The 17,012-nt window shown below is 46.0% G+C and carries 12 protein-coding genes; 5 read left to right on the plus strand and 7 right to left on the minus strand.

Going from position 1 to position 17,012, the window contains the following annotated elements:
• Window positions 1–139: 139 nt before the first annotated feature.
• Together gloA and ACFI6L_RS01230 are read right to left on the minus strand one after the other, a co-directional pair.
• Window positions 140–688 (minus strand): lactoylglutathione lyase, encoded by a 549-nt coding sequence (gloA, locus tag ACFI6L_RS01225; protein WP_014950300.1) that lies wholly within the window; start codon window positions 686–688, stop codon window positions 140–142.
• 169 nt (window positions 689–857) lie between these two features.
• Window positions 858–1,691, minus strand: coding sequence for a YehS family protein (locus tag ACFI6L_RS01230; RefSeq protein ID WP_462573261.1), 834 nt, complete (start codon window positions 1,689–1,691; stop codon window positions 858–860).
• Between the two features lie 60 nt (window positions 1,692–1,751).
• Here ACFI6L_RS01230 and ACFI6L_RS01235 point away from each other — a divergent pair, with 60 nt between their 5' ends.
• Genes ACFI6L_RS01235 through ACFI6L_RS01245 form a run of 3 tightly spaced genes read left to right on the plus strand, consistent with a single transcriptional unit; the run spans window position 1,752 to window position 5,483 of the window.
• Window positions 1,752–2,261 (plus strand): (2Fe-2S)-binding protein, encoded by a 510-nt coding sequence (locus ACFI6L_RS01235; RefSeq protein ID WP_061095629.1) that lies wholly within the window; start codon window positions 1,752–1,754, stop codon window positions 2,259–2,261.
• On the plus strand, window positions 2,261–3,286 hold the full coding sequence (locus tag ACFI6L_RS01240; RefSeq protein WP_462573262.1) for an FAD binding domain-containing protein: 1,026 nt from the start codon (window positions 2,261–2,263) through the stop codon (window positions 3,284–3,286). The genes ACFI6L_RS01235 and ACFI6L_RS01240 overlap by 1 nt, the downstream gene beginning before the upstream one ends.
• The gene (locus tag ACFI6L_RS01245; protein ID WP_462573263.1) at window positions 3,273–5,483 is read left to right on the plus strand and encodes a xanthine dehydrogenase family protein molybdopterin-binding subunit; all 2,211 of its coding nucleotides are present in this window, start codon (window positions 3,273–3,275) and stop codon (window positions 5,481–5,483) included. Before ACFI6L_RS01240 ends, ACFI6L_RS01245 begins: the two co-directional genes overlap by 14 nt.
• A gap of 38 nt (window positions 5,484–5,521) precedes the next feature.
• On the opposite strand, the gene ACFI6L_RS01250 is transcribed toward ACFI6L_RS01245, so the two are convergent.
• From ACFI6L_RS01250 to ACFI6L_RS01260, 3 genes are all read right to left on the minus strand, one after another.
• Window positions 5,522–6,451 (minus strand): dienelactone hydrolase family protein, encoded by a 930-nt coding sequence (locus ACFI6L_RS01250; RefSeq protein WP_435786722.1) that lies wholly within the window; start codon window positions 6,449–6,451, stop codon window positions 5,522–5,524.
• 123 nt (window positions 6,452–6,574) lie between these two features.
• On the minus strand, window positions 6,575–8,365 hold the full coding sequence (locus ACFI6L_RS01255) for a DUF1223 domain-containing protein (RefSeq protein ID WP_435786721.1): 1,791 nt from the start codon (window positions 8,363–8,365) through the stop codon (window positions 6,575–6,577).
• A 10-nt stretch (window positions 8,366–8,375) separates the two neighbouring features.
• Complete coding sequence (locus ACFI6L_RS01260; RefSeq protein ID WP_462573264.1) at window positions 8,376–9,734, minus strand: radical SAM protein; 1,359 nt, start codon at window positions 9,732–9,734, stop codon at window positions 8,376–8,378.
• Here ACFI6L_RS01260 and ACFI6L_RS01265 point away from each other — a divergent pair.
• Both ACFI6L_RS01265 and ACFI6L_RS01270 read left to right on the plus strand, forming a co-directional pair.
• A complete protein-coding gene (locus ACFI6L_RS01265; RefSeq protein WP_462573265.1) occupies window positions 9,733–10,776 on the plus strand; it encodes a hypothetical protein in 1,044 nt (347 codons plus the stop codon). The genes ACFI6L_RS01260 and ACFI6L_RS01265 overlap by 2 nt on opposite strands.
• A 113-nt stretch (window positions 10,777–10,889) precedes the next feature.
• Entirely contained in the window at window positions 10,890–11,447 is a 558-nt protein-coding gene (locus ACFI6L_RS01270; RefSeq protein WP_156078691.1) for a PepSY domain-containing protein, read from the plus strand.
• Here the strand turns inward: ACFI6L_RS01270 and ACFI6L_RS01275 are convergent.
• The gene (locus tag ACFI6L_RS01275; protein ID WP_462573266.1) at window positions 11,442–13,457 is read right to left on the minus strand and encodes a TonB-dependent receptor; all 2,016 of its coding nucleotides are present in this window, start codon (window positions 13,455–13,457) and stop codon (window positions 11,442–11,444) included. The genes ACFI6L_RS01270 and ACFI6L_RS01275 overlap by 6 nt on opposite strands.
• A gap of 159 nt (window positions 13,458–13,616) precedes the next feature.
• Complete coding sequence (locus ACFI6L_RS01280; protein ID WP_462573267.1) at window positions 13,617–16,871, minus strand: WD40/YVTN/BNR-like repeat-containing protein; 3,255 nt, start codon at window positions 16,869–16,871, stop codon at window positions 13,617–13,619.
• Between the last annotated feature and the right edge of the window lie 141 nt (window positions 16,872–17,012).

Raw genomic sequence — 17,012 nt, forward strand, 5'->3', positions numbered from 1 at the left:
AATTTAGGGTTCCATAAGGTCACTAAACAAAAAAGGGTAGCTTATTCAGTTAAGCTACCCTTTTTTGTAAACAGTGACTTCTGATACTACTTGCTACTTAAAGCCCAGCTAGCAAATGGTACCGTAGTGCGTGACTCGCCTACTTCTTCAAATGGGGCGCGCAAGTAGCGGATACGTTAGACGCGTTGAAAATTTCAATCCAATAGCCGTCTGGGTCTTTGATAAATGCTATCCCTTTCATAGAACCATCATTAAGCCCTTTCTGAAAAGGAACGTCTAGTGATGCAAATCGTGCACATGCAGCTTCAGCATCAGGCACATGAAAACCAATATGCCCAAAACCTTTTGGCTCTGTATTTCCGTTATGATAATCCACTGTTTCTGGAGTATCGCCCCAATTGTGGGTTAATTCCAACATGGCCGGGCGACCAAAAGTTTGCTGAGTACGTTCGTCTACATCGTCAGAAATATCAGAGAAATCATCACCTGCCGCCAAAAAATAAAGGCTGAACTTCATTTCTTCAAAATCTAGACGCTTAATTAGCGTCATTCCCATAACTCGCGTATAGAAATCTAGCGAACGCTTGGGGTCGGCAATGCGCAGCATAGTTTGGTTGAACACAAAACCTTGTGTCGCGGCATCTTTCTCTTCATACAGGCCTTCGGCCTTATCGAAATGTCGGCTCATAATAGTCGTCCTTAGCGATATAGATAATTAAGGCAAGGCAATCTTGCTTTGCCTAAAAACGAGTGCATAGAAGTGAGGGGTAATTTTCTTTTCCCAACAGCACTTAGTCTATCCTCTTACGCGCTTTACCTCAGTTGCGTTTTATACAACGTCTATTTTTACAGCGCTTTTATTTTTTAGGGAGCTTTCCCCAAACCGAACCTGCATCACTTTTTTTCACTGGCGACACTTTAGTATTGGTGTTTTTGCCAGCCGCTTCTTTTTGTTTGCTAGCGCCTTTATTAAATGAGCTTGGCTTAGTACCAGAAGTGCTTGGGCTATCTGATTTTTTAGGCGAAGTTTGTCGCGTGGACTCCGGTCGATATTTTTTCACCATACCTTGCAACAAATTGCGAACCACTTGATCGCCAGCAGGTTTAAAGTTGCGATGGTCTGGCTTTCTAAAAAACGCCGACAGCTCACCTTTACTCATTCTAAAGTCTGCTAGTTTAAGCACCGCTATCATATCGTCATCTTTATAACTCATCGCAATACGGATTTTGCGCAGTACTTCATTATTACTTAATCGCTCTTTTGGCCCCAGCTCTTGAGGCATTTGCCCTTCTTGACGACCACGGTTTTTAATAATCAATCCATCTAAAAACAGCGCAATAATCTTATCGCGACACGGTAGATAACCCTCGTCGCCTTCCCGCTTCATCACAGCATGTAAATAATCAATTTCCATGTCGTAGTTCACTAATTTAAAAATACTTATGGCGGCGGTATCGTTGATAGCTAATGCATAACGAAGGCGACGTAGAACATCGTTGTGGATCATGAAAATGGGCCTGAAAAGTGGAGTAGCTAGTAATTGGTATGGATTAAAGTGTAGCGCAAAGCGCACTTTCGCATATTTTACACTACTTAGCCATTTGCATCTATCGCTGGCTGTCGGGTGCGTAATTTCTACCAACACATAGTGAAACCAAATTAACGTACTTGGCGTAACGACATTGTACATCTGGTTTCGCTCATTTCATCGGCGTACCGAAATTGAGCTCATTGGTAGAAGGATACTTCCATGGCAACATTAAATCTCAACGGGAAAGACGTCAGTATTCCCGATGATCCACGAACGACTTTGTTAGATTTTCTCCACCAGCATTTATCACTTTTTGGCACCAAAAAAGGTTGTGACCACGGTCAATGTGGTGCTTGTACCGTTATCGCTGACGGCAAGCGTATTAATGCATGCTTAGTGTTTGCATTCCAGTTAGAAGGCGCTGAAGTCACAACTATTGAAGGCATCGGTGAAGGTGAAAGTCTTCATCCGCTGCAAAAAGCTTTTATCGAGCGTGACGCGTTTCAGTGTGGCTATTGCACATCTGGTCAAATATGTTCAGGCGTATCCCTACTTAGGGAAATGAAAAATGAAGACCCTAGCGCAGTTACTTATAGTCAAACTCGTCACAGTAAAGCTTCATTGAAAGAAGATATCAGCGAACGCATGAGCGGTAACCTATGCCGCTGCGGTGCCTACCCTAACATTGTAGATGCTATAACCGATGTTATTGCTTTGGAGAGACAATAATGCAGCCATTCACTCTTCATCATTATAACGGCGAAAAGCCGTTGAGTAGCCTGCCCCTGGACACAAGATCACGTTTTTTGGCCGGAGGTACAAACCTAATAGATTTAATGAAACTACAGGTAGAAACGCCTAAAACACTAGTAAGTCTTGCGAAATGGGATAAAGCTAACACTATCAGCGAAGACGACAATCACTATTATATTGGCGCCATGGTGACGAATTCTGACTTAGCGAAGTTTGCTCACACGCAGCCCTCTCTGTCTTTACTTTCACAAGCTTTATTAAGCGGTGCAACAGTTCAACTTAGAAATAGGGCAACCACGGCAGGCAATTTGCTACAACGTACCCGCTGTTATTACTTTTATGACACCACAAAAGCCTGTAATAAACGAGAGCCAGGCACTGGCTGTAGCGCATATGACAGCATGAATAGAATTCATGCCATATTTGGCACCAGCGAGAGCTGTATCGCCACACACCCTTCCGACATGGCCGTGGCCATGATAGCCCTAGACGCACAAGTGAATACAGCTCAGGCAAATGGTAACACCCGCGAAATTTCGCTACGAGATTTCTACTGTGAGCCGGGCGAAACGCCGCACATAGAAACCCAATTAGACGAAGATGAACTTATCACCCATGTCAGCATAAAGAAAAAAGCAAACGGTACTCAGTACTATCACAAAGTACGCGACCGTTCTTCCTATGCATTTGCACTCGTTTCTGTTGCGGCTGGTTTGAAAATTGAAGATGGTCGTTTTAAAGACCTTTCTCTCGCCTTTGGTGGTGTGGGCACCAAGCCTTGGTATCCGCAAAAAGCAATCAGTGTTCTTGAGGGCGCGGAACCAACCCAAGAAGTCATATTGCAAGCCGCGGAAGCTGAGTTATCCGAAGCAAAAACGTTTGGCAGTAATGACTTTAAACCAGAACTATTGCGCAGGACGTTAACAAAAGTGCTTTTAGAGTTAGCAGAACATCAGGTAAAGCACCCAGGACATGAAGGAGCTTTATATGACAACGCATAATGCCAAAACTGTAGGGACGCCAGTTAATCGAGTTGATGGTTCAGCAAAGGTGTCAGGTCAAGCAAGGTACGCTGCGGAGCATATGAGCGATCGCACTCCTTTGATAGGCTGGGTTGTATCAAGTGATACTGCCGTAGGTAAAATCACATCCCTTAATACAGAGCAAGCGGAACAGGCCGAAGGCGTACATGCAGTTATCACGTATAAGAATGCAGGTACTCTTAAGTCATTTAGCAAGCCTGCGGATGAAAGTCGGTTTACTCAAAGTCGCGCCGTACTTAACGAACCTCACATTCGTCATTTCGGTGCGCCGGTCGCTCTAGTTATTGCTGAGACGTTGGAGCAAGCACGCTATGCCGCAAGTCTAGTAAGCTTCACCATAGACGGTGAAATACCAGATTTGCTAACAGAATTCGATGATGCAACGCAAAAGCCTGCGTCGCTAGATGGTGGGTTTGAGGCAGATGCGTCTAGCGGTGATAAACCGCAGCAAAGTGATATTCAAGCAAGCATTAACGAAACTTATACTACACCAAGCCAAATCTCTGCTGCTATGGAGCCTCACGCCACGGTTGCCGACTTTAAAGATGGAAAGCTTGAGGTCTATTGTAGCGTTCAGATTATAGCGACGGCTGTTGAGGCGCTTGCAATTACGCTTGAAATGGATGCAGCAGACATCGTAGTGCAGAGCCCCTTTGTAGGTGGCGGGTTTGGCTCTAAGCTAGGTCTTCATTACGATGCAACGCTCGCTTGTATAGGGGCCAGGTATTTAGAGCGAGCTGTAAAAGTGGTGTTAAGCAGGCGTCAGGTCTTTTATAACACCCCTCATCGAGGGCACAGCATACAGAAAATTAGCCTTGCTTCTGGTGATGATCATGCACTGTTAAGCGTACAACACAAAAGCGCTATGCCTAAAGCCAAGGGCTATGAGTTTGCCGAAGCAACAGGGGCTGGCGCACGGGTTACCTATAAATCTCAGTTCATTGAAAGTACGCATAGGGTCAAAGACGTAGACCTGCCGCTTATCGACTCTACCCGTTCTCCCGGAGATGCCATTGGTTCCCTTGCTTTTGAATCGGCCATTGATGAACTTGCCCACGAAGCCGGTATCGACCCGCTTACGTTTCGCATAAAAAACCTGCCGGTAGTTCACCCTATGAAAGGCACGCGGTTTACCACCCACAACTTAGGTGAGTGCCTTCGTCAAGGCGCGCAAAACTTCAAGTGGCAGCATAAAACACAGCCCACACCGGGTAAACAAATCGGCCATGGCGTAGCGAGTGCTATGCGTATGAATGTGCTGGTGGAAAGTTCAGCTGAAGTGGTATTGAGTGCTACCGGTGAGGTAACGGTTCGCACTGATATGACGGATATTGGTACAGGCACCTACACAATTCTCACACAAATTGCCGCCGATACTTTAAATACGTCGGTAGACAATGTCACAGTAAAACTCGGTGATAGCCGCTACCCTGCTTCATGTGGTTCAGGTGGCTCATTTGGCGCAGCAAGCTCTGGTTCTGCGGTTAAAAAAGCCTGTGAAGCTCTTATCGATAGCATAAAAAGTGCGTTGCCCCCAGCTCTTAGCCAAGCTGAAGTACAAATTTTAGATGGGCAAATAAAGTTAGTCTCGATTGCACAAGGTGATGATGAAGTAAGTAGTCCGGTATTACTCGCCAACTTTATGTCCGACAGCGAATTCCCCATATCAGCAACCGGTAGCGTATCCGAAGATGACACCAGCGATGATGAGCAGTATTCATGTGGCGCTCATTTCGCGGAAGTAGAGGTAGATGAATACACGGGTGAAGTTAGGCTACTTCGCCAATACGGTATGTTCAGCGCGGGGCAAATCTTGAATATGAAAACAGCTGCATCTCAAATAAAAGGGGGAATGGTATGGGGCGCTGGCTACGCACTTACTGAAGGGATCCATCACCATAGAGACACGGCAAGCTTTGTAAATCCAGATTTTGGTGAATATCATGTGGCAGTCAATCGGGACATTGCCGAAGTTAGCCTGGATTTCTTACAAGAGGCAGATTATGCCGCATCGCCAGTGGGTGCAAAAGGTATTGGTGAACTAGGCATTACTGGAGCAGGCGCCGCCATCGCTAACGCAATTTATGATGCATGCAAAGTGAGAGTACGAGACTTCCCCATTACCATGGATAAAATAATCGCGGGTAAAAACTAAGCAAAAAAAGCGGCCTAACAAGGCCGCTTCACATTTTACTATTTCAAATGGCTATCAAAAAAGTCTGCCGTTCGACGCCACGCTAATTCAGCATCTTTGGGACTATAACGACTTGTTGAATCGTTGTGAAAGCCATGCTGCACTTTAGCGTAAGTAAAGGCCTCGTACTCAGCAGCATTTTTTTCTAATACTACTTTATAGTCCTCCCATGTCGCATTCACTCGCTTATCGTTTTCAGCAAAGTGAATCAATAAAAGGCCTTTTACTTGGTCAACTAAGGGCTGTTTCGCTGGGGTCCCGTAGAAAGGAACAGCAGCGTCCACCTTGCCAGGTATGCTGGCTGCTAGAAAATTAGCAATATACCCACCAAAGCAAAAACCTACTACACCAAGCTTGCCTGTGGTTTTTTCGTGCTCTTTTAACCACAGTGCTGCCGCTACCATATCTTGTTCTATCTTGTCCTTATCAAGGCTCTTTTGCATAGCACGGCCATCGTCATCATTTCCCGGGTAGCCACCTAACGGAAACAGCGCGTCAGGTGCAAACGCTACATAGCCTTGCATAGCGAGCCTTCTGGCTACGTCTTTTATATAAGGGTTAAGCCCGCGATTTTCGTGTACCACTAAAACGCAAGGCGCAACGCCAGAATCCGGCAGACTAGTGGGCTGCACTAAATAACCGCCGCCTTCACCATGGCCTTTGGGCGAGGAAAAAACTTCGTAAGTCGCTTTAATTGCAGGGTCGTTAAACGAAACCTGTTCTGCTTTGGCATAGTCAGGGATCAGTGCGCCACCAATAGCGCTCACGGTCAAACCTGCAACTGAAAGCGAAGCAAGCCTGGTTAAAAACGTTCGACGGTCTATGTCCCCGTGGGCGTATTCATCGTACCAATCAAACGCTTCTTGAGGGATACTAAGTGATGCTTCTTGCGATAAATTTTGCGGTTTTGGGGTGTTGTTTCGCTTCATCTGTTTTAACCCTAATGTGATAGCACAAACCCCGTGCTCCGAAAATTGTCGATAACATCTACTCTACGTGGGATAACTAAGAAAGCAAAGCGCAATTCATTTTTAAAACAATAACTCTCTACGTCACATAGACTCAGTACCTTGTAACCACCAAGACGCTGCAACTTGAAGTGGCGAGGGGTCGTTAGTATCAGAGACCCAAACAACGAGGGCGTGTTTTTTGGCTTTTATATGAGTATTACTGGGCAAGGACAGACTAGCCACATATTGCTGAGCATTGTCGCCGTTGCTACTCAATAACGTGTTTTCATAATCGACTACTATAAAATCGTGAGTGAGTTTACGCCCAGCGTTTTCTCCCCGCTTGACTGAGGTTTCTATGCCAAAGCCAAGTAACGCAGAGTGAACAACTAGCGTATTCGATGTACTTCTGTTGATATTGTTGAAGGACACCTCAATGATGTTGTTTTGAACCGAAGCATGAAGCGCACCAGCCAAAGGGGCGACTCGGTTAGGTAACGACTGCCCCCGAAACCATCCATTCCAAGCACGACCGTTTAAAGCAAAACCTGGCGTGGCAATGGTGTTTGCTTTGCCTACACGCTTGTAGTCTCGCTGCCGTTTACTAAAAGTACTGTCAGCAAATGGATCCTTCCAGCCTAGATAATCCCAGTAGTCCACGTGAAAGTTAATGGGAACCAGTTCTGTCCATAACTTATCGCTTTCTACAAACCTTGAAATCCATTTTTCCGCAGGCGGACAGCTGCTGCAACCTTGGGATGTATAAAGTTCCAAGACGATTGTTTGGTTGGGCGAACTGGTAAGTATAAAGGGCACGTCTGTTGATTCGGTCATGGCTACGTCTGTCGCTACGTCTGTTTCTAGCAGCGGCGTAGATGACAGCGTAGTTAATAGCGCTGATTCTGACGCTAGTACATGGGCTGAACCTGACACTTTGCTTTCGTTAGAATGCAGAGTAAGGGCAGCTTTAACTATGGGGTTCGTTGTGGCTTGACTTGAAGCATTATCAACGTCGCTATTTGTAGATGTTGAAACCTTCGGTTTTTCCGGTTGCGCATTGATACGCCAGTCATAATCAATGAACCGCAGTTTATAATTCTTAGGAATAGGTTCGACTAGATACTGGTTAATGAATTGAGGTAAGTCCTTTGCTTTTCCTGAAGCGACAAAGTCTTCAGTATAAAAATCGAGGATTTCCGAAACGTACACGCGCTTGCGTTTGTCATCAAAGTAAAAGTGTTTCTTACTCCCAAAAAACTCACGGGTGGCTTGTTCAAGGGTGTCGTCTAAGGTTTCTGCATAACACGGCGTTTGCGGTAGCCTTGGGCAATCTTTTACCATGCAGTTAAGCGCAAAGTGGGCTCTGGGCTCGTTAAGCGGTCTAATTACATCGTTTTCAAAATCATATAAATTTGTGACTTTACCGCCAATCACCACATCGCGAAACTTGAAAAAAGCTGCTCGTGAAAAGAAACTGGTAAAGCCATCGGGAATACCTTTTTCAATGACACCGTACATGGCTAACGCATTATAGCTATTGATGTAATAGGCCATTATGGATTGTGGTGAGTCAAACAATTCAGGGGTCATTTCAGGGCTAGCAAAACTAATAAAACTAATGACGTTTTCAAGGGGCGCTATATCTTTAGATAACCCTTTGAAATCGGTTCGTCCCTGCTCATCTACATAGTGTTGGAGTACATATTCCCAGTCTTGCGATGCTTTTCGATAGGCTTGCTTAAGCTCTTTTATCGCTGCGGTTTCAACACTGGAATCAATTCTCTGCTTATCAGACGCTAGGCTACTGTTGGCAGCTGGTAAAATATACAACAGCAGCATGGACAAGATAATGGCTAACACACTCCCAAATTGAGGAAATCGGCGAGGCTTCATGATCTTCTCCTTACACGCTTTTGGCTGGATGGTGACGCTTGCCATTTGTACTATGCGCACTTGCTGACGGCGAACTAGGTGTTGTTATATCTGGGATTTCGCGAATGGGTATTACATTATTTTGTTTGTAGCGTTCTCCAAGTGGCTGGTACTGCTTTTTCTGCCCATGGCGGTCGGTATATGTCAGAGGTTTCAATATATGTTCATCGCGCTCGGCGTTGTGCTTGCACATAGAGATGGGACCATCTGCGGTCATAACTATGAATGAACACGCATCAATTCTGTCTTGCTGAAGGGCGTTGGCATCCATAAAATTTTGAACAAAAAACGACAGTTTGTGCACACGCCCTTTGCTTTTGAAAAGGCTGCTACGCATTTCAAATAGCTTCAATGAGGTCGCTTTTGCAAGCTTCCAAATCCACTTTGGCCTAGCAAGCAGTGCTTTACTGTAATCCCATATAATCTGTGCCGTGCCGTGCTGCCGGGTTGTTTGTATGTGCTTAAAATCCTCAATGAACTGCGCAAATAAGTGTGCATCATCAGCGACGGAATAAACCTGTTTATCAGCCACTAACGTTGGCATGTAGCTATGACAGTCGTTATGCCCAAAACGTATTTTTTCCCACGGCAGCGCTTTGCTAATTGTTTTTTCTATAGCGGCTTTCACCGTTACGGGGTCAATTACATCAGCTCTTGCTCCCCATTCCCCTCGGCCTGTTTCTGCCTGTAGCTGAAATGAGGCGAAACTTACGGCGTCTGCATGCTGCACAAAAAAATCCACCAGCATGGGCAATTCTTTGAAATTATCGGTGTGCACGGTGGTGTTAAAAATAATCATAAGCCCCAAGCCTTTAGCCCGTTCTATGTATTCTTCGCGGATAGCATTTAGCGATGCTTCATCAGGGAAACCTTTACGTTCTTGGGTGGTATCAACGTGAAAAGCGACATCGTTTAAGCCAACTTTAGCTAAAGCTGTTAGCAGGTCACGGGAAGCCGCAATACCGTTGGTGAACAGTGCGGTGTGCAAACCGAGCTTATTGGCATATTCGACAATTTCAATTAGCTCGCTGCGCTTTCTTAACGTAGGGTCACCACCGGTTATTTGTACACTGGTACCAGGACCATAGTGACGAAAGACATTGTCTAATCGCTTAAACACTTCTTGAATGGGAATGTCGCGAACCGCTTGCGAATGCTCAGATAAATAGCATAAGGTGCAATCAAGATTACACTTTTGCGTGATTTCAACAGCAACACAACCTATGGTGTGCGTGCGGCCCAGCAGCTGATTTGGGGTGAAATGTTCACCCATGCGTTTTTGGGTATGAAGAAGTTGTTGATTTCTAGTGATACCAGGGGAGCACGCCATGTCAATGCGCCTTTTTCGAACTACACAGTATCAACAAAGACCTATTACATATAAAAATACTTTCACGGCGTGCCGTTTTTTTGCACTAGTTTTATTGTCATGCAACGCACTCGCTTCTTCTGATACAACTGAAAACCAATCGCTATTCACAACAACGTCGACTTCGTTCGAAGAAGTAAAAAGCCGTGTTTTTTCAGGTCCCTATTCGGCGCTACCGCAATATGAAGTGTCGCGGAAACACTTCGATGCTGACGGTGAAAACCTGCTGCTAAGTCACGCTAAAAGAACCCTTTCTTCCAACGCAAATTTTATAGAATTAGGTACCAAGCATAAGCTACTTCAAGCTAATGGTATTTGCTTCGCTGGCACATGGAAAATTAATCACAGCAGCCCTTATTCGGGGCTTTTTCAAGCACGCACAAACGTGCCGGTTATTGTAAGAGCGTCAGTCAGCTTAAGCGGTACAAAGCAGCGAGATAAGCGTGCTTTTGGTATGGCAATCAAGCTTTTCCCCAATATCCAAAGTACGGTTACTGAAAACATATTTTTAATGCACTCGCTGGGTGGCACTAAAACCCAGCATGTGGCCAACTTACCTATGACCAACGAGCCCGCACTGGGCGAATTGCCGCCTTTCAGTCAATTGCTAACCGCTTATCGCTTGGAAAGCGATCTTGAAGAAGCAGATCAAGCGTTTAGCGGAAAAAATGCGAATGCGCGTTTCAGACCTGTTTCACATTTGGCAGAAGTACTGCTTCCCAACGACGAAATAGCGAATAACGTAAGGCAAGGTCCTTACTGGCTAAAAGCGTCGTTAAACCCTGATACACCGCTAGTGAATAAAGATGACTTTAGGGATGAATTGTCGTTGCAGCACTACCCAAATAAGACGCTATCTTGGGTTTTATCTGCAGCCAATTTTAACGATGCAGGGATAGATAAAGCCCAATGGCAAGAGATAGGTGAAATGACATTGACTGAATCTGTGGCCTCCCTTACCTGCGACACGAAACTTCACTTTAATCACCCTGCAATCAAATGACACTGAGCAATTCCGTTTAAACGGGTAAACCTCGCGTTAGAGTGTTTTTACTGCCTATTGAGATTACCGTATAGTGAGCAATGTTTTCATTGTTTTAGTATTAGTGTTGTTTCATGTCCGGTTCCTTTCGCAAGAACAGTCGCAAATACAGCCGCAGTATTCACTTGTGGCTGTCGCTGGTTATTTTTATTCCTGTGATCATTGTTATTGCGAGCGGTTTATTATTGCAGGTTAAAAAAGAATTCGACTGGATCCAACCACCAACACAAAAAGTGCAGAATACCCAAACCAACGGGCCTACGATTTCCTTCGACGACGTGCTACACGCTGTAAAACAAGTGCCTGAGGTTAGTTTAAACAGCTGGGACGATATAGACCGATTAGACGTGCGCCCCACAAAAGGCATCATTAAAGTGCGAGGGAAGAACCATTGGGAAGTTCAACTGAATGCACAAAATGGTGATGTACTTCAGGTTGCGTACCGACGCACAGACACCATTGAAGCTATTCATGACGGTAGTTGGTTCTTTGAGGGCGCTAAGCTATGGCTGTTTTTGCCCGCTGCCCTATTGCTTTTTGTGCTGTGGGTAACTGGCCTTGTCATGCTGTACACCACCATGAAAAGTAAATATCGAAAGAACAAATTTCGTCAGCCCTTAAACAACTCATAACAGATAAGTTATCGCCAGTTGAACACTTTCGCCCTGCGCAAATGCCGCTTTGTCATCGGCACTGGTGTAATACTGTTGATTGGTTAAGTTGCGCCAGCTAGCTTGAAGCTGAACCCGCTCGTTTAACTGCCAATCAGCGCCCATGTCCAGCGTAAATACCTCATCAAGAACTCGCTCTCCGTCAGCAATATCCGTCTTACTTGCACGATAGGCAAATACCGTAAAAAACCGCACAGCTTGCCATTGAACACCTAAATCAAGCCTCTGACTGTTTGCAGGTATATCTGCGATGCTATTACCCAAATCGTCTTCACCGCTAATCCACATTCCGCTAAGTCGAGCGTCTATTGCGTCATTGTGCGATTGCCAACTAAGTTGATAGCTCACCCCCTCTATCGTTGCACTGTCTAAATTAGAATATTGAAGCACATCTTCAGTAACCATAATGCGTTCAATATAGTTATCAATTTTCTGATTAAACACCTCTATCGAGCCTTGCAGTTGCTCACTGCTGTAAGCAACACTGGCTTGCATATTTAACGCTTGCTCTGTTTCAAGTTTGAGGCTGCCCAACACAGTACCGCGAGGCGTTTCGCCAGCGAAGAAACGTTCAGTTAAAGACGGATTTCGAAACGCGCTAGACACATACATACCGGCGGCCCAATGCTGAGAAAGCTGATAATTTGCGCCTAAATACCCGCTTAGATTAGTGTTAGTCTGAGCAGTGCTAGATTGGAATGTATTGGCATCTGAATCATCAGACTGGCGCTGCCAGTCAACCCGTGCGCCAAGGGCGAGCGACAAGCTTTGCCACTGTCGTGAGGCATCAGCAACCGCTGCGGTAGTAATCTCGCTTGCATCGAGAGTACGCACTTCATAGGCAAGCTCTGCTTCAAATGCATTTGTTATGAAACTGGGCGATGTGGTGTCAGGTAACGCGCTTTCCGCTGGTGTTAATGTGAATTCTCTCTCATCTGCCACTACGCCGTCTCGACCAGTAACTTGCAGCTGCCAGTTCAAATCCCAGTCTTTCAGCTGCGTATCTGTGCTTATGTTAAACCCATAGTCAAACGCCTTGTTTTCGCTGTCGTTGATGCGGCTTTCTGGTCGCAACACCGAGGTGTCTAGGCTAGATTTATGCCACCAGACATTTCCAGTAAATAGATGACTTTCAAACGCTATTTTGCCAAGCCAGTGCGTGTTGTCCGGGTAGGTGGTTATTCTGCTTTCTGGGAAGTCACTGCTCGACTTACCAATGTCGTTATTATCAGAATAAAGCGTCCACGCCTCTTTTATGACGCTATCTACCGGCCTGTGTCTAACAAATAGCCCTGATTGTTCGAATTGATCAAACAGCGAGCCCCCATTCGCATCTTCTCCATTGTCGGCGCTTCTGTATGAAATGTTCCAGTCTGTCTCGCTCTCTTCAGTTAGGCTGTTGCTATTGTCTGCACGGCGTGTGCTGCCAGCATAGCTCAGCGCCTTCATTTGTTGATTGCTGCTGTAGCCAACGCGTAGGTGAGGCTTTTGAATTTCCCCAAAATGCAAGTTCACCGCGCCACCTATCGCTCCCGAGCCTAGGTAAGTGGAAGCGGCGCCCGGTAACACAGATACTGTTGAAATAAAGTCAGGTGGAATAAAGCCTATGCTAGACCCTGCCCGCCTGTCGCTCACAATCGGTACGCCGTCTAGCAGGGTTTGAATTCGCCACCGCGAATACCCTCGGATACTGATGCTTTGTATTTGCCCGCCTTGCCCATTTAACGACACAGAAGGAGATTGAAGTAAGACATCATTGGTATGTAACGGCGCTACTAGGCCACTTTTATCAAACTCATATTGCGGAAAAATGCGCGAAAGCGTCTCGTCGTAATAGGGTCGTGCAGCCGTTACTGTGTAGCGCTCTACCTCTTTTAGCGGTGCACCTTGGGCAACGCTAAAAGATGATGTAAGCAGTAAAGGTAGTGCAGCAATAGATACCGATAAACCAGACGAGGATTTAGAAGACACTGAAAAACTTGAATCTAGCAAAAAAGAAAACAATGATGATCTCACTACGCGATACATACCTGTGAAAATAAGTGTGCACTGAAAAAGTTGGCAAAGAAAATGAAAAACGCGGCAGTAAAACTACCACCGCGTACTTAGCAAGATGATGCTCAATTACCGCTATTTGGCGATTACAGGAAGACCCGTAGTCCACGGTCCACCTGCATCAACCACCGCTTGTTGAAGTGATGGTACAGCACGTTGCTGCAATGTCCCGATTCGCTTCACTACATCATCTAGACCATCGTTGGCGTAACCGAGCTGGTCTTTATGCTGCTGCGTTGGTCCGTAAGAAGACCCTAGTGCAGAACGGGCATAGCCCAATCGGCTCAACACATTTGCAGGCTTAATACCCATCTTATCGCGAGATGAAAGGCCAAACAGAACTTTGTTTACCCCGTTAATTTCATCTTGAATAGCAGCGTATTGCGCTTCAAGACTTTTCACATCACTTGGCGTGCGATCAATCGCGGTACGCAAAAGGCCCATGGTTTCTTTTAATTGCTTCAGTACAGTCGTCGATGATAATGCACGTTTTTGCGCATCGTTCACCGCATTACCATATGCTTCAATTTCAGCATGCGTAGCACCTTTCAGCGCGCCGTCATAGATAGATTCCAATACAAACGACGCTGGCTCAGAAAGCGCTGTTACCGTGGCACCTTCTCGCTTAAATAACGTCGCGGTATAGCTGCCTGGTAGCGCCATGAGTCCATTGTTCTTGCTGTCTTTGTCAGTAAGCGGAATAGTGAGTGAATATTTCATATCCCAGGTAATACGGTGTAAGCCTTTCTTTGTGTTACCTTCTACACGCTTCACTAAGTCACCATCACTGTCGCGTACTTCGACATACACTGCTGGGGCAGCTTCTTGGTTTTCAGCTTCAACCGCTTCCCAGCTTGGATACTTAGGGTACTTTTTGTCTTCTATAAGTTTCTTTTCTGCTTCTTGGCGCTTTTCCTTTGCCGTTAGCAAACTGTCTTTCAAATAGTAGGTGAAAGTTGCACCGTGCTCGGGATTCTCGGCAACAAAGCGATCGTCACCATCAGAGTCTGTGTGATTATCATCTAACTGGAACCACTTAACCGGTCGACTTGGCGCAAACAAAATGGCGTCTTTTTGCATCGACTTCTCGGTTAATGAACGCAGCGGCGCATAATCATCAAGTATGTAAATACCGCGACCAAACGTACCTGCGACTAAGTCATTCTCGCGACGTTGAATTTTCACATCGCGGGTTGAGATGGTCGGCATACCACCGTCTAACTCAACCCAGTCTTTACCGCCATCTACCGAGAAAAACACACCGAATTCAGTACCGATAAACAATAAGTCCTTATTTACGTGGTCTTGTACAATACGCCACACTAAGTGCTTTTCGGGTAAGTCATCGGCCAACGAAGTCCAACTTTTCCCTAGGTTAGTCGACTTGATTAGATAAGGCTTGTAGTCACCATATTTATGATTATCAAGGGCAACGTACACCGTATTGGGATCAAACAAGTCAGCGCGAATATCATTCACGTACGAATTGGCTGGAATCCCCTTAATGTCATCTAGCTCAATCTTTTTCCAAGATTTACCACCATTAGTGGTCACTTGGATAATACCGTCGTCGGTACCTGCCCACAGAATGTTTTCATCTACCGGGCTCTCAGCAAAATTGGCAATGGTATGAAACTCTGTCATGGCATACAGGTCCCAGCCGGCTTCTACTGACCACGTGCGCCCCATAAGTGGCGAATGCATGCGATTGCCGTTTTTAGTGAGATCGCCCGACACTGCCGTCCAGCTGTCACCGCGATCATCACTTCGCCAAACCCGCTGTGAGGCAAAATAGATACGCGCAGGATCATGTGCAGACACATTAATCGGCGCATCCCAGTTAAACCGCTCTGCAGGGTCGCCTGGTAGTGGCTGAGGCTTAACATACACCCCTTCTCGGGTAGTCGTATCGACACGCACCAAATTTCCTTGCTGCCACTGCGAATACATAATGTCAGGGTTGCCAGGCTCTACCGCTGGGCCGTGTCCATCACCGCCCAAGGTTAAGAACCAATCTTTGTTCTTTATCCCCTCTTCACGCATAGTGCGCGAAGGACCGCCTTGGGTGGAATTATCCTGTGCGCCAGCGTAGATCTTGTAAAATGGTTTAGAGTCATCTGGCGCTACTTTATAGAACTGGGTTAATGGAAGGTTCGCCATAAAGCGCCAATTCGCCATTCTGTCGTGAGACATATAAATACCACCATCGGATCCCATCAATACGAAATCTGGGTCGGTAGGATGGAACGCCATGGCGTGGTCGTCTACGTGCTTGCGTTTAGTGTTGATGGGCGTCCACGTTTTGCCGCCGTCATCCGACACTTTGCTGTAGTTACTGGCAATATAAACACGGTCAAATTGATGTTGGTCAGCGAATATTTCCTGATAGTAGTGAGGACCTGTGCCACCGCCTACTTCATCTGACATTTTAGTCCAGCTAGCACCTTGGTCGGCTGAACGGTAGAAGCCACCACCGCGATTATCAGTTTCAATGGTGGCATAAATCACATCTGGGTTCATGGGTGATATAGCCATACCAATTTTACCCATGTTGCCTCGTGGTAAACCTGTTTTAAGTTCAGTCCAAGTTTCGCCTCCGTCGCTGGAAGTATGGATACCTGCGCCTTCGTTCGTTCCCACATAGGCGCCAATTGAACGCTGACGCGCCCACGTTGCAGCATAAAGTTTGTCTGGGTTACGCGGGTCAATAAGTAGTGATGTTACCCCGGTCCATTCGTCAGCTGGCTTAAGCACTTGCTTCCACGTTTCACCGCCATCGGTCGTCTTATAAAGCCCACGCTCGCCGCCGCCACTCCACAATGGCCCTTGGGCAGATACCCATACAACATCTGGATTTGTAGGGTGAATAATAATGTCAGAAACGTGCTCTGACTTCTTCAGACCCATATTCTTCCAGGTTTGACCGCCATCTAGCGATTTATATACACCGTCGCCAAAGCTAATGTGACGGCCACCATTATTTTCGCCCGTTCCCACCCAAATAATATTTGAGTTGCTTGGCGCAATGGTCACGTCACCAATGGAGTAAACTGGCTGGTCGTCGAAAATTGGCGTCCAGGTCGTACCCGCGTTGGTAGTTTTCCACACGCCACCCGAGCCCACCGCGGTGTACCATGTTGAGGGATTGTTCTGATCGACTGCGATATCAGCGATACGCCCAGACATGTACGCAGGCCCAATGTTTCTCAGCTCCATGGCTTTGAATGTTGAACTGCTGAAGACTTCATTCTTGTCGTTTTTGTCTGCAAAGGCGGGGGTGCACGCAAGTGCAACTGATACAGCAACTGCCGCTTTAAGAAGCTTTTTCATTATTGTTATCCAGTGTGTTTGATAGGGCTCAAAACCCTTTTTTAATTTGTAGTACTATCGCTCTATAGCATTACTAATAAATGCTTAAAGTTACAATGTAACATACGACCAACTGCTTATTACAAAAGTTGAAAATATTGT

The organism is Alteromonas sp. G4i35 (assembly GCF_054960375.1).

Excerpts from the sequence above, each read along its gene's own strand:
- ACFI6L_RS01230 (WP_462573261.1), bottom strand. The coding sequence starts at position 1,691 with ATGTACAATGTCGTTACGCCAAGTACGTTAATTTGGTTTCACTATGTG.
- ACFI6L_RS01265 (WP_462573265.1), top strand. The coding sequence starts at position 9,733 with ATGTCAATGCGCCTTTTTCGAACTACACAGTATCAACAAAGACCTATT.
- ACFI6L_RS01270 (WP_156078691.1), top strand. The coding sequence starts at position 10,890 with ATGTCCGGTTCCTTTCGCAAGAACAGTCGCAAATACAGCCGCAGTATT.
- ACFI6L_RS01235 (WP_061095629.1), top strand. The coding sequence starts at position 1,752 with ATGGCAACATTAAATCTCAACGGGAAAGACGTCAGTATTCCCGATGAT.
- ACFI6L_RS01250 (WP_435786722.1), bottom strand. The coding sequence starts at position 6,451 with ATGAAGCGAAACAACACCCCAAAACCGCAAAATTTATCGCAAGAAGCA.
- ACFI6L_RS01260 (WP_462573264.1), bottom strand. The coding sequence starts at position 9,734 with ATGGCGTGCTCCCCTGGTATCACTAGAAATCAACAACTTCTTCATACC.
- ACFI6L_RS01245 (WP_462573263.1), top strand. The coding sequence starts at position 3,273 with ATGACAACGCATAATGCCAAAACTGTAGGGACGCCAGTTAATCGAGTT.
- ACFI6L_RS01240 (WP_462573262.1), top strand. The coding sequence starts at position 2,261 with ATGCAGCCATTCACTCTTCATCATTATAACGGCGAAAAGCCGTTGAGT.
- ACFI6L_RS01255 (WP_435786721.1), bottom strand. The coding sequence starts at position 8,365 with ATGAAGCCTCGCCGATTTCCTCAATTTGGGAGTGTGTTAGCCATTATC.
- gloA (WP_014950300.1), bottom strand. The coding sequence starts at position 688 with ATGAGCCGACATTTCGATAAGGCCGAAGGCCTGTATGAAGAGAAAGAT.
- ACFI6L_RS01280 (WP_462573267.1), bottom strand. The coding sequence starts at position 16,871 with ATGAAAAAGCTTCTTAAAGCGGCAGTTGCTGTATCAGTTGCACTTGCG.